The 11,965-nt window shown below is 58.6% G+C and carries 12 protein-coding genes; 2 read left to right on the forward strand and 10 right to left on the reverse strand.

Features of this window, described 5'->3' with window-relative positions:
- Positions 1–134 precede the first annotated feature (134 nt).
- The 8 genes from era to rpoZ all read right to left on the reverse strand — a co-directional run bounded on the left by era (position 135) and on the right by rpoZ (position 7,362).
- A complete protein-coding gene (gene era, locus RAC79_RS23485) occupies positions 135–1,085 on the reverse strand; it encodes a GTPase Era (RefSeq protein ID WP_161987998.1) in 951 nt (316 codons plus the stop codon).
- A 77-nt stretch (positions 1,086–1,162) separates the two neighbouring features.
- Positions 1,163–1,882, reverse strand: a complete 720-nt coding sequence (rnc, locus tag RAC79_RS23490) for a ribonuclease III (protein ID WP_078054122.1) — start codon at positions 1,880–1,882, stop codon at positions 1,163–1,165.
- Positions 1,879–2,625: a signal peptidase I gene (gene lepB, locus RAC79_RS23495; RefSeq protein WP_003496938.1), complete on the reverse strand. Its 747-nt coding sequence runs from the start codon at positions 2,623–2,625 to the stop codon at positions 1,879–1,881. Before lepB ends, rnc begins: the two co-directional genes overlap by 4 nt.
- 209 nt (positions 2,626–2,834) lie before the next feature.
- On the reverse strand, positions 2,835–3,239 hold the full coding sequence (gene acpS, locus RAC79_RS23500) for a holo-ACP synthase (protein ID WP_174035836.1): 405 nt from the start codon (positions 3,237–3,239) through the stop codon (positions 2,835–2,837).
- The gene (locus RAC79_RS23505) at positions 3,236–3,814 is read right to left on the reverse strand and encodes a DUF2062 domain-containing protein (RefSeq protein ID WP_174038994.1); all 579 of its coding nucleotides are present in this window, start codon (positions 3,812–3,814) and stop codon (positions 3,236–3,238) included. Before RAC79_RS23505 ends, acpS begins: the two co-directional genes overlap by 4 nt.
- A gap of 444 nt (positions 3,815–4,258) precedes the next feature.
- Positions 4,259–4,405 (reverse strand): hypothetical protein, encoded by a 147-nt coding sequence (locus tag RAC79_RS23510; RefSeq protein WP_003496944.1) that lies wholly within the window; start codon positions 4,403–4,405, stop codon positions 4,259–4,261.
- Positions 4,406–4,602: 197 nt separating this feature from the next.
- Positions 4,603–6,837: a bifunctional (p)ppGpp synthetase/guanosine-3',5'-bis(diphosphate) 3'-pyrophosphohydrolase gene (locus RAC79_RS23515; RefSeq protein ID WP_065654813.1), complete on the reverse strand. Its 2,235-nt coding sequence runs from the start codon at positions 6,835–6,837 to the stop codon at positions 4,603–4,605.
- Positions 6,838–6,969: 132 nt separating this feature from the next.
- Positions 6,970–7,362, reverse strand: a complete 393-nt coding sequence (gene rpoZ / locus RAC79_RS23520; RefSeq protein WP_035262680.1) for a DNA-directed RNA polymerase subunit omega — start codon at positions 7,360–7,362, stop codon at positions 6,970–6,972.
- Positions 7,363–7,754: 392 nt separating this feature from the next.
- On the opposite strand from rpoZ, the gene RAC79_RS23525 reads away from it, so the two are divergent.
- Complete coding sequence (locus RAC79_RS23525; RefSeq protein WP_004440903.1) at positions 7,755–8,324, forward strand: NYN domain-containing protein; 570 nt, start codon at positions 7,755–7,757, stop codon at positions 8,322–8,324.
- A gap of 215 nt (positions 8,325–8,539) precedes the next feature.
- Positions 8,540–10,039, forward strand: coding sequence for a methyl-accepting chemotaxis protein (locus RAC79_RS23530; protein ID WP_374997577.1), 1,500 nt, complete (start codon positions 8,540–8,542; stop codon positions 10,037–10,039).
- A 183-nt stretch (positions 10,040–10,222) separates the two neighbouring features.
- On the opposite strand, the gene smpB is transcribed toward RAC79_RS23530, so the two are convergent.
- Entirely contained in the window at positions 10,223–10,705 is a 483-nt protein-coding gene (gene smpB / locus RAC79_RS23535) for an SsrA-binding protein SmpB (protein WP_078054125.1), read from the reverse strand.
- Between the two features lie 161 nt (positions 10,706–10,866).
- Positions 10,867–11,751 (reverse strand): 4-hydroxy-tetrahydrodipicolinate synthase, encoded by an 885-nt coding sequence (gene dapA / locus RAC79_RS23540; RefSeq protein ID WP_003524121.1) that lies wholly within the window; start codon positions 11,749–11,751, stop codon positions 10,867–10,869.
- Positions 11,752–11,965: the final 214 nt, after the last annotated feature.

Genomic DNA, 11,965 nt, shown 5'->3' on the forward strand with positions numbered 1-11,965 from the left:
AATCCAGTCGACGCGCGTCGGCGCGGCGAGAGGCCCTCTTTTCAGCCCAAGGACTTGGGCTGGCTGGATTCCGGCTCAAGGCCGGAATGACGGAAGCGGGTGTGGTTTCGCGCCGCGCATATCGTGCCTGCGCGTTACCCCCGCGGGAACTCCAGTCCCATTTCACGGAAGCGCTCGGGGTCGTCGCCCCAGTTCTCGCGCACCTTGACGAACAGGAAGAGATGCACCGGCTGCTCTAGGATTTCCGACAGCTCCTTGCGCGAGGCGGTGGAGATGGCCTTGATCGCATCGCCGTTCTTGCCGAGCGCAATCTTTTTCTGGCTGTCGCGCTCGACATAGATCACCTGCTCGATGCGCACGGAGCCGTCCTTGCGTTCTTCCCACTTTTCGGTCTCGACATGCGAGGCATAGGGAAGCTCCTGATGCAGGCGCAGGAACAGTTTTTCGCGGGTGATTTCGGCGGCGAGCTGGCGCATCGGCAGATCGGAAATCTGGTCTTCCGGATAATACCACGGGCCTTCCGGCAGTTCGGCGGCCAGATAGTTCATCAGGTCGGCGCAGCCCGAACCGTTGGTCGCCGAGATCATGAAGGTGCGGTCGAAAGCGACCGTCTCGTTGGCGGCGGCGGCGAGTTTCAGAAGGTCTTCGCGCTTCACCTGGTCGATCTTGTTGAGGCAGAGGATCTTCTTCTGCGGGACATCCTTCAGACCTTCGAGAATGGTTTCCGCGTCGCCTTTCAGGCCACGTTCGCTGTCGATCAGCAGCAGGATGAGATCGGCATCCTTCGCGCCGCCCCAGGCGGAGGTGACCATGGCGCGGTCCAGCCGGCGGCGCGGCTTGAAGATGCCGGGCGTGTCCATGAAAACGATCTGGGCATTGTCGTGAATGGCGATGCCGCGCATCACGGCGCGCGTCGTCTGCACCTTGTGGCTGACGATCGAAACCTTGGCGCCCACCAGACGGTTCACCAGCGTCGACTTGCCGGCATTTGTGGGGCCGATGAGGGCCACGAAGCCGGAGCGGGTCGGAAGGGTTGCATCTTCGCCAGTGATGGCGGGGTTTTCGTGATCGGTCATGATATCCATTCAAGGTCAGAGGTATTCAACATGCGGCCAAAGGGCCCGTCATGCGCTCGATGTTCAGCATCCGGTTCGCCGGGCGCTCAGTTCCGGGTGGAGGTCTTCTGCCAGACGCCTTCGCGTTCCAGCAATCTTGTTGCCGCCACCTGCTCGGCCGCGCGCTTGGAGCGCTCGACACCGGTTTCCGGCTTCACGCCGGGAATTTCGACAGTTACCGTAAAGCGGGGATCGTGATCCGGTCCCGAGCGATCGTCAACCCGGTAAGAGGGCGTCACCGCAAATCTGGCATGCGCCCATTCCTGCAACTCGGTCTTGGCGTCGCGCCGACCGGCATCCACGCTGGTTGCGCGGCCCTGCCAGTATTTCAGAATGAATTTGCGCGATGCTTCCAGCCCGCCATCCAGGTAGATGGTGGCGATCAGGCTTTCGACGACATCGGCGCGCACGTTCAGCATCGCCTTGCCGGTCAGTTTCTTCACATCCGAGCCCGTGCGAATGAAATTATGCAGGCCCATCTCGTCACCGATCGCGGCGCAGGATTCGGCGCTGACGAGCTGGTTCAGACGCACCGAAAGCTCGCCTTCGGTGGCGTTGCGGAAGGTGGAGAACAGCAATTCGGCAACGCAGAGACCGAGAACACGGTCGCCTAGAAATTCCAGCCGCTCGTAATTGCCGGCCGCCGCCGAGCGGGCACTGGCATGGGTCAAGGCCCGGTCGAGCCGGGCCTTTTCCTTAAATTCATATCCGATCAACGCTTCCAGACGGGAAATCTCGTCCGCCGAAAGCGGCTTGGTCTTGCTCATTCCACAACCTTGAAGAGGCGGTCCCAACGCATGTTGGCCGGCCATTCCCAAATGCGGCTGAACGGCGTGTCATTGCCCAGCGAGAAGAAGATGACGCTGGCGCGGCCGATCAGGTTTTCTTCCGGTACGAAACCAACGTCGAAACGGCTGTCGAGCGAATTGTCGCGATTGTCGCCCATCATGAAATAATGGCCTTCCGGCACCACGAATTCGCGGGTGTTGTCGCCACGCGAATCAGGCGACTGGTCGAGCGTGTCGTAGGTGACGCCATTGTCGAGCGTTTCGCGGAAGACAGGTACATTGGCGCCTGGATCGGCGCGATAATCTGATGTGAAGGTGCCGTCGGGCTGCTTTGGAACCGGCTGGCCGTTGATGAACAGCACGCCGTTCGTCACCTGGATGCGATCACCCGGCAGGCCGACGAGGCGCTTGATATAATCGACTTCAGGATTGGGCGGCAGGCGGAAGACCACGACATCGCCGCGCTTGGGCTTGCTGAATTCCAGAATGCGGCCCGAAAACAGGTTCGGCGAGAAAGGCAGCGAATATTTCGAATAGCCGTAGGAGAACTTGTTGACGAACAGATAGTCGCCAACCAGAAGCGTCGGCATCATCGAGCCGGACGGGATCGTGAAGGGCTGAAACAGCACGGTGCGGATGACCATGGCCAGCAGCAGCGCCTGAATGATGACCTTGACGTTCTCCCAGAGGGCGTTCTGCTTCTTTTCAGCTTTTTCCGACACTTAAAGACCTGCCTGATTGTTTCCCGGCTTCTTCGGTTTCACGAAGGCGGCCGGGCCGTTGTTTTATCGCATATGCGGCGGGCAAGCGGTTTTTACGCAGCCGGCAACGCTTTCATATTTCTGCGACTTCTCTAGAACCTTTCCCGCCCGAAGGGAAGCGCTTCTGTGACACGTCCGCAAATAGGACGCCAATGCGGCCTCACCGGGTCTTACACGTTCACGGGAAGCGCCTCGATAATCACAAATGCCTGAGCGTAAGGAAAATCGTCCGTGATCGTCAGGTGAATATTGGCGCGGTGGCCGGCGGGCAGCATGGCCGCCAGCCTCTCCCCTGCCCCATTGGTCAACACCATGGTCGGCTTGCCGCCCGGCAGATTGACGACGCCCATATCCTTCCAGAAAACGCCGTTCGCAAGGCCTGTTCCCAGCGCCTTGGAACAGGCTTCTTTGGCGGCGAAACGCTTTGCATAGGAAGCGGCGCGGTTCTTGCGGCCATCGGATTTGGCGCGCTCGATATCGGTGAAACAGCGATGGGTGAAGCGCTCGCCGAAACGTTCGATCGACTTTTCAACGCGGCGAATATCGATCAGGTCGCTACCCAATCCAATGATCATTTCAGCATCTCCAGAGAAGCATTCTTGTTGGCGGCGCGATGCGCGAGGTTTTCCATCTTGCGGCGCTGGAAACCGCTGATGAGACCATAGACGGCGATATAGGCGATGATTGCGCTGATAACGGCAGGAAGCAGCGCGCCGATGGTCATGGGTTCCAGCACCGGCGTCCATATCTGCCGGAACTCAAGATGGCTGAACAGCGCCACGAAATCCACATGCGCAGCGCTTTCCGTCTTCTGCCGGCCGAGGATGAAGTGCCCCAGCTCCCAGGTAGATGCCCAGATGAAGGGAAATGTCAGCGGATTGGCGAAGGTGGTGCCGAGCGCCGCCGCCACGAGATTGACGCGCATGAGAAAACCCAGCACCATGGCGATGATGATGTGAACGCCGAGAAACGGCGTCCACGCCACGCCGACACCGAGAGCGACACCGGCGGCAACCGAATGCGGAGAGGCGGAAAGCCGCAGAAGGCGCAGCTTCATATAGCGCAACGAACGGGAAAAACCCGTACGCGGCCAGAAGAGGTCGCGAATCTTCTCTGAAAAACCAACGGGTTCACGGCGGCGAAACGGCATGGGGGCAGTCTATTTCATCGCCCCGGCCGCGCCAAGAGCATCATAGATGACGCAGGGATTTCTTTTGCAGGTGTATTTCTTCCGTCATTTCGGCCTTGAGCTGGCGGCAATGCCGCGCGGCTTCACCAGATGAGTACGAACCTTGCCGGACACTCTGACGTCATCCTCGGCTTGTCCCGAGGATCTGCAACCGATTGATTTAATTCGACGTGACTAGATCCTTGGGACAAGCCCAAGGATGACGTCGGGGAAATACGCACCCTCTCGCCTTCAACTTCGCTTCAAAAGCAAAGTGTCCTGTCATTTAGACCGGACGCCGGTGAACGCCCACTTGAAGCGCGCATTCACATAGTTGTGCAAGATACAGGGGCGAGCGTGCCAACAACGGCCATGCACCCTTCGAGTCTCATACGCATGGCGATGGGCTGCCATGCGCTGAGTGCATTACCGGCGGAACAGGCCGCGGTCGATTTCGCGCTGGCGGAATTCCAGGTCGACATTCGATACCGAGCCGCTGAGATATTCGAATTCGCGTTCCTGGGTGGTCTTGCCACGAACGGCGCGGGCGATCTTGCGAAGCGGAGTAAACATGATTTTCGGTCCTTTCGGTTTGGAACTGGCGTTTCTCATCGGTGTTCATCCACCGGCACGCCGCGTTTCCTTCTCTTCAATTTCTGAGATGAAAATAGTCTCAAACCGCCTCCACCACCAGAGACAGGAAAAGGCCGCTGCCATGCGCTTAATGCATAACAGCGGCCTTTTAGTATTTGCAAAGGATCAAAAATGCCTCAATCGAAGGCACGCGTCACGGTCGAGACGCAATCGAGATCCTTGAGCTGCGACAGAAGCTGGTTCAGCTGCCTGAGATCCCAGACTTCGACATCCAGCGCCAACTCGGAGAAATCCGTGCCGATGCGGACCATGTTGAGGCCGCGAATATTGACGTCGAGCGTCGCGATGGACTGAGCCACCGAGGCGAGCGTGCCCGGCTCGTTCAGCGCATTGATCATCACCCGCGCCATGAAGCGCGACTTGTTCGCCTCGTCGAGATCCCAGCGCACATCGATCCAGCGCTCCGGCTCGTCGTCGAAGCGTTGCAGCGCCGGCGCCTGAATCGGATAGATGGTGATGCCCTTGCCTTTTTCCATGATGCCGACGATGCGGTCACCCGGAACGGCGCCGGCAGCACCGAAATGCACGTCGACATTGCCGGAGAGACCACGGATGGGCAGCGGGTCTGGCCCATCCAGCATTTCGGCAGCACCGTCATCTTCCAGAACGGAGCGCGACTTGCCGGGAATCTTGAAGACCATGCCGGAAGCGCTGCGCATGTTGAACCAGCCATCGTCGCCGGTCATCTTCACCGTCACGCGCTCGTCCTGATAATCCGGGAATACCGCGCGCAGGACATCGAGCGAGGAAACCTCGCCACGGCCAACGGCGGCGATGGCATCCTCGACATCCTTCTGCGCTAGGCGATGCAGCACGGGTTTCAGCGCTTCCCGCGAGAAGGCCTTGCCGGCACGCTCGAAGGTGCGCTCGAGAATTCGGTATCCGAGGCCGGAATATTGCTTGCGGATGGCCATGCGGGTGGCGCGGCGGATGGCCGAGCGGGCCTTGCCCGTCACCACCACCTCTTCCCATGCGGCAGGCGGCACCTGCACGCCGGAGCGGATAATCTCCACCTCGTCGCCGTTATTCAGGCGAGTGACGAGCGGCATGATCCGGCCGTTGATCTTGGCGCCAACCGTGGTGTCACCGATATTGGTGTGCACCGCATAGGCGAAATCGATGGGGGTTGCGCCGCGCGGCAGGGCAATCAGCTTGCCCTTCGGCGTAAAGCAGAACACCTGGTCCTGGAAAAGCTCGAGCTTGGTGTGCTCGAGGAATTCTTCCGGGCTGTCGCCTTCGGCCAGCGATTCGATGGTGTGGCGCAGCCAGGAATAGGCGTTCGATTCTGGCGAGAGCAGATCGCCCTCCCCGTTTTCGCCATCCTTGTAAAGCGCATGGGCGGCGATACCGAATTCGGCGATCTCGTGCATGCGCTTGGTGCGGATCTGCAGCTCGATACGCTGGCGCGACGGGCCGACGATGGTGGTGTGGATGGAGCGATAATCGTTCTGCTTGGGTGTCGAGATATAATCCTTGAAGCGGCCCGGCACGACGCGCCAGCGGGTATGCACGACACCCAGCGCCCGGTAGCAGGATGGAATGTCATCCACCAGAATGCGGAAACCGTAGACATCGGAAAGCTGCTCGAATGAAAGCGACTTCGACTGCATCTTGCGGAACACCGAATAGGGTTTCTTCTGCCGCCCTTTGACATTGGCGCCGACCAGACCATTCGCCACGAGAAGCTCGCGCAGCTCGTCCTCGATCTTTTTGATCAGCCCCTCATTGCGCGTTTCCAGTTCCTGCAGGCGGTTCGTCACCGTGCCATAGGCTTCCGGGTTGAGATATCGGAAGGACAGGTCCTCCAGCTCGTCGCGCATATCCTGCATGCCCATGCGGCCGGCGAGCGGCGCATAGATTTCCATGGTTTCTTCGGAAATGCGGCTGCGCTTGTCGGCCGGCATATATTCCATGGTGCGCATATTGTGCAGACGGTCTGCGAGCTTCACCAGGAGAACGCGCACGTCGTCGGAAATGGCGAGCAGCAGCTTGCGCAGGTTTTCCGCCTGCTTGGCCTTGCGGGTGACGAGGTCGAGCTTCTTGAGCTTGGTCAGCCCCTCCACCAGCCGGCCGATATCTTCGCCGAACAACTCGTCGATTTCGGCGCGGGTGGCGGTGGTGTCCTCGATCGTATCGTGCAGCAACGCCACCGCGATGGTCGATTCGTCGAGATGCATTTCGGTGAGGATCGCGGCAACTTCGAGCGGATGCGAAATATAGGGGTCGCCATTGGCCCGCTTCTGCTGGCCGTGTTTCTGCATGGCGTAAACATAGGCCTTGTTCAGCAGGGCCTCATTCGCATCCGGTTTATATTTTTGAACCCGCTCGACGAGTTCGTATTGCCGCATCATGCGATATTCCACAAAAAGAAAGCGCGCCAACCTGAGGGTCGGCGCACAATGCTGCATCAATAGGGATCAGATTATGACGGCAACTATTGACAGACGGTAACCGCCGCCTGCCAAAGGCATCATAAAATCCTATCAATAGTCGTCATTTTTTTCCGGCGGCACAAGGCCTTCGATACCGGCCAGTAGTTCTTCTTCCGACATCTGGTCGAAAGTAACGGTTTCCGGCTGGTCGTCTTCTTCGCCATCGGCAATGGCGGAGGCGGCGAGCGTGACCGGATCGGGCTCGGGCTCGTCCACTTCCACGTGCTTCTGCAGCGAATGGATCAGGTCTTCCTTCAGATCGTCGGGAGACAGCGTCTCGTCGGCGATTTCGCGCAGCGCCACAACCGGGTTCTTGTCGTTGTCGCGGTCAACCGTGATGGAGGACCCTTGAGAAATCTGGCGCGCACGGTGGCTGGCGAGAAGCACCAGCTCGAAACGGTTGTCTACTTTATCAATGCAATCTTCAACTGTGACGCGGGCCATTGCCTGTCCTTTGCGGGTCGTAATGTCGTGGATCAGAGCGCCGTGCGATGTTCGGGGTGCACAAGGGTTGCTCTAACCTATTGAATCTGCGCTTCGTGCCTTGCGAAAAACATTCAAGATTTCTCGCGACGATGCTTTCCAGCTTCCGATACAGCCATTGGCCGCGGAATTCAAGTTTTTCCTGTCTTTGGCGTCTTTTGGCACCTTATTGCCCACCTTTGGCGTCTGATGAACAAAATGTCTAGAAGAATTGTCTTGGAATAAGGGGGAAGGTAGCTTACTTAAAACGCAACGGCGATACGCAAAGCTCGTTGATACGACATGTTTTTTTGCGTTATCGACCGGATATAAAAGCCAGATAATGGCCTTTCCAAAAAAAGGAATGGGATGGAATGTTCGATCCACGGGAGAAAATTGCGCTCTTCATAGACGGAGCCAATCTTTATGCAGCATCGAAAAGCCTGGGATTCGATATCGACTACCGCAAGCTCCTGAAGGCGTTTCAAAAGCGTGGATACCTGCTGCGCGCCTATTATTACACCGCGCTCATCGAGGATCAGGAATATTCCTCGATCCGCCCGCTGATCGACTGGCTGGATTATAACGGCTACAAGGTCGTGACGAAGCCGGCGAAGGAATTCACCGACGCTCTCGGCCGCCGCAAGATCAAGGGCAACATGGATATCGAACTGGCAGTCGATGCCATGGAACAGTCCGAGACGGTCGATCATCTGGTGCTCTTCTCCGGCGATGGCGATTTCACCACGCTGGTAGACGCGCTGCAGCGCAAGGGCCGCAAGGTTTCCGTGGTTTCCACCATGGCCACGCAGCCCGCCATGATCGCCGACGACCTGCGCCGCCAGGCCGATCACTTCATCGATCTGATGACGCTGAAGGCCGAGATCGGGCGCGACCCGAACGAGCGCCCTGCCCGGCACGCCGAAGGTCCTGAGACGGTCTGATCCCAGCTTTTGCTGCGAAGACATCATAAACGCGTCCGTCCAACAGACGGGCGCGTTTTTGTTTGGCGTGACGCCGGCGCGTTAAAAATTCTTTTTAGAATTAACAAACATCAAATTCGATAAGTCAAAATTATAACTTGGTTAATTTTAGAGGTGTCTAAAAGATGTAACGGCGCCAACGATATGATTTCGGTGCCAAATCAGGATGTTTAGACATGCATGGCCAAGCAAAAACCGACCGACAACTCGACGAAAGACTGAATTTTCTGGGACTTGGTCACGAGCAACGGAAAAATCTCTCCGAGATGAAAGGTGTTATCACCGGCTCTCTCGATGCGTCTCTCGATCGTTTTTATACGAAGGTTCGCTCGGTGCCGGAGACGGCAAAGTTTTTCTCCAGCGAGGCCCATATCCACCACGCCAAGAGCATGCAGCTCAAACACTGGGAGAGGATCGCCTCCGGCACATTCAATGCGGATTATACCGACGCCGTAACCGCCATCGGCCGCACCCATGCGAGGCTGGGGCTGGAGCCGAGATGGTACATCGGCGGTTATGCCCTGATGCTCGACGGCATCGTCAAGGCCCTGATCGAGTCCGAATTGAAGGGCTTTTTCGTGGAAAAGAAGGCCAAAAAGGTGAAGGACGCCCTGTCGGCCACCATCAAGGCCGCTCTTCTCGACATGGATTATTCGATCTCCGTCTATCTCGACGTGCTGGCCGCCGAGCGGCAGAAGGTGGAAGCCGAACAGGCGCAGATGAAGAAGGAACAGGAGCACGTTCTCGCACTGCTCAACAGCGCCCTCGACAGGCTGGCCAATGGCGACCTCACCTCCAGCATCGGCGAAAATACCGCACCGCAATTCGAAGGGCTGGTCGCCAATTTCAACGCGGCGGTCGGCAATCTCTCCGGCGCATTTGCGCAGATCGTCGAAGAGGCGAACAAGATTTCCGGCAATACGCGCGAGCTGACATCCGCGACCGACGACATGGCCCGCCGCACGGAGCAGCAGGCCGCCGCCCTGGAGGAAACCGCCGCCGCCGTCGAGGAAATCACCACCATTTCCAAACTGTCGGCGCAGCGTTCCGAGGAGGCCAAGGCCATCGTCGAAAGCTCCGCCGTTGAAGCCGCGCGCTCGCGCGATGTGGTGACGGAAGCGGTGAAAGCAATGGGAGCCATCGAGGACTCATCGCAGAAGATCACCCAGATCATCTCCGTCATCGACGAGATTTCCTTCCAGACCAACCTTCTGGCGCTGAATGCCGGTGTGGAGGCCGCGCGCGCCGGCGAGGCCGGCAAGGGGTTCGCCGTCGTCGCCCAGGAAGTGCGTGAACTCGCACAGCGCTCCGCCACCGCCGCGAAGGAAATCAAGACGCTGATCGCCAAGTCTTCCGAAGATGTGATGCAGGGTGTTTCGCTGGTCAACAAGACGGGCGAATCCTTGAATACGATCGGCAACAAGGTGGATCACATCCAGGAACATATCGCCTCGCTGACCAAGGCGGCTCAGGAACAGTCCGTCGGCATTCAGGAAATCAATGCCGCCATCAACAGCATGGACAACCTGACCCAGAAGAATGCGGCCATGGTGGAAGAGACGAATGCGGCGACTCATAATCTGAGCGATGTCAGCGCCAATCTGGCGGCGCTTGTCAGCCGGTTCAGCGTTTCGGCTTCGAAGGCGCATGTGGAGCGGACCTCTCGGGCGGCGTGACGGGCAACAACACACTCCCGTCATCCCGGCCTTGAGCCGGGATCCAGCCAGCCCAAGTCCTTGGGCTGAAAGGACTCGTTCCACAGCGCAGACGCGCTGTGACTGGATGCCGGATCAAGTCCGGCATGACGAAGGAGTATGCTGCAAAAGGCGGCACGCCTTATACGCAAAACTCACCGAGACTTAAGCCGCCCCACCCTTCAGCAACCGCGATTTCTGCCGGTTCCAGTCGCGTTCCTTCTCCGTCTCGCGCTTGTCGTGCAGTTTCTTGCCCTTGGCGAGCGCCAGTTCCAGCTTCGCGCGGCCCCTGTCGTTGAAATAAATCTTCAAGGGCACCAGCGTCATGCCTTCACGGTTGATGCCGGCGCGCAGGCGGTTGATCTCGCGCTTGCTCAAAAGCAGCTTGCGGCGGCGGCGCGGCTCGTGGTTGAAGCGGTTGGCCTGCAGATATTCCGGAAGGTGGGAATTGATGAGCCAGATTTCATCACCCTCGTCCGATGCGTAGGATTCGGCGATATTCGCCTTGCCTTCACGCAGCGACTTGACCTCGGTGCCGGTCAGCACGAGCCCTGCCTCATAGGTGTCGATGATTTCGTAGTTGAAGCGAGCCTTGCGGTTTTCCGCAACGATCTTGTTCACCACGCGCTGGCTGCCTTTGGGGGCCATGATATTTCAATCCCTTGTTTTTCTTATTGCGCCTTCGGCTTACCGCCGAGAGCGGTTTTCGAACCCCTATTTAATGTTGTCGCCGCGAAAAGAAAAGGCGCGCCGAACGGCTTCTGTTGCGAAGCGGTTCATGGCGCGCCTTAAACGCTTTCGGGCCTGTCTCAGTTCATCAGGCCGGCGTGCTTCAGCGCCGCATCGATGGCCGCCTCCGTTGCCGGTTCCAGCGTGCTCATCAAGGGCGAGCGGACCCGGCGATTGCCGCCGCGCGTCTTCGACAGCGCATATTTGGTGCCGCAAACACCGGGCTCCATGAAGATCGCCTTGTGCAGCGGCATCAGGCGATCCTGATAATCCAGCGCCTTGGCATAATCGCCGGCGAGCATCGCCGCCTGGAACTCCGAACAGAGGCGCGGCGCGACATTGGCGGTGACCGAAATGCAGCCGACGCCGCCATGGGCGTTGAAGCCGAGCGCCGTGCCATCCTCACCCGAAAGCTGGATGAAGTCCTTGCCGCAGGAAATGCGCTGTTCGGAAACGCGGTCGATCTTGCCGGTTGCATCCTTGACGCCGACGATGTTCCTGTGCGCCTTGACCAGTGCGCCCATGGTTTCCGGCGACATATCCACCACCGAGCGCGGCGGGATATTGTAGATGACGATCGGCAGCTTCACCGCTTCGGCAACGGCTGAGAAATGCGCGAACAGACCCTTCTGGGTCGGCTTGTTGTAATAGGGAGTGACCACCAAGAGCGCATCCGCGCCGGCTTCCTGCGCGTGCAGCGCAAGCTCGATCGCCTCATCGGTATTGTTGGAGCCAGCACCCGCAATGACCGGAACCCGTTTCGCCGCTACCTCAATGCACAGCTCAACGACACGTTTGTGCTCGTCGTGGGACAGGGTTGGAGATTCCCCCGTCGTGCCCACGGGCACAAGTCCGTTGCTGCCTTCGGCTATCTGCCATTCCACGTGGGCGGCAAATGCCTGTTCGTCCACGGCGCCATTGTCCGTGAACGGGGTAATGAGGGCGGGAATTGATCCCTTGAACATGCAAAGCTCCTGGCGCCGAGCCGGTTCATGCTTCGGCCGCATTCGATGGTTAAAACCGGCACACATTAGTGCCAGCCCTTGGCGCCGACAAGCGCAAAGGCAGGGTATTTTGTCCGAAATTGTCGGAAGTGTGACAGTCTCCGGGCCGCAATCGGCAAGCAAGAAAAGCAGGCGCCGAAATGAGACGCCGCTCGCGGGACGGTGAATAAAAGTT

The sequence above is a fragment of the Agrobacterium sp. LR_9 genome (assembly GCF_041954855.1).
GTDB lineage: Bacteria > Pseudomonadota > Alphaproteobacteria > Rhizobiales > Rhizobiaceae > Agrobacterium > Agrobacterium leguminum.

Bases quoted from the DNA above. Each gene is read 5' to 3' on its own strand.
- rpoZ (WP_035262680.1), bottom strand. From the start codon at position 7,362: ATGGCCCGCGTCACAGTTGAAGATTGCATTGATAAAGTAGACAACCGT.
- smpB (WP_078054125.1), bottom strand. From the start codon at position 10,705: ATGGCCCCCAAAGGCAGCCAGCGCGTGGTGAACAAGATCGTTGCGGAA.
- era (WP_161987998.1), bottom strand. From the start codon at position 1,085: ATGGATATCATGACCGATCACGAAAACCCCGCCATCACTGGCGAAGAT.
- RAC79_RS23530 (WP_374997577.1), top strand. From the start codon at position 8,540: ATGCATGGCCAAGCAAAAACCGACCGACAACTCGACGAAAGACTGAAT.
- RAC79_RS23525 (WP_004440903.1), top strand. From the start codon at position 7,755: ATGTTCGATCCACGGGAGAAAATTGCGCTCTTCATAGACGGAGCCAAT.
- rnc (WP_078054122.1), bottom strand. From the start codon at position 1,882: ATGAGCAAGACCAAGCCGCTTTCGGCGGACGAGATTTCCCGTCTGGAA.
- RAC79_RS23515 (WP_065654813.1), bottom strand. From the start codon at position 6,837: ATGATGCGGCAATACGAACTCGTCGAGCGGGTTCAAAAATATAAACCG.
- RAC79_RS23510 (WP_003496944.1), bottom strand. From the start codon at position 4,405: ATGTTTACTCCGCTTCGCAAGATCGCCCGCGCCGTTCGTGGCAAGACC.
- dapA (WP_003524121.1), bottom strand. From the start codon at position 11,751: ATGTTCAAGGGATCAATTCCCGCCCTCATTACCCCGTTCACGGACAAT.
- acpS (WP_174035836.1), bottom strand. From the start codon at position 3,239: ATGATCATTGGATTGGGTAGCGACCTGATCGATATTCGCCGCGTTGAA.
- RAC79_RS23505 (WP_174038994.1), bottom strand. From the start codon at position 3,814: ATGCCGTTTCGCCGCCGTGAACCCGTTGGTTTTTCAGAGAAGATTCGC.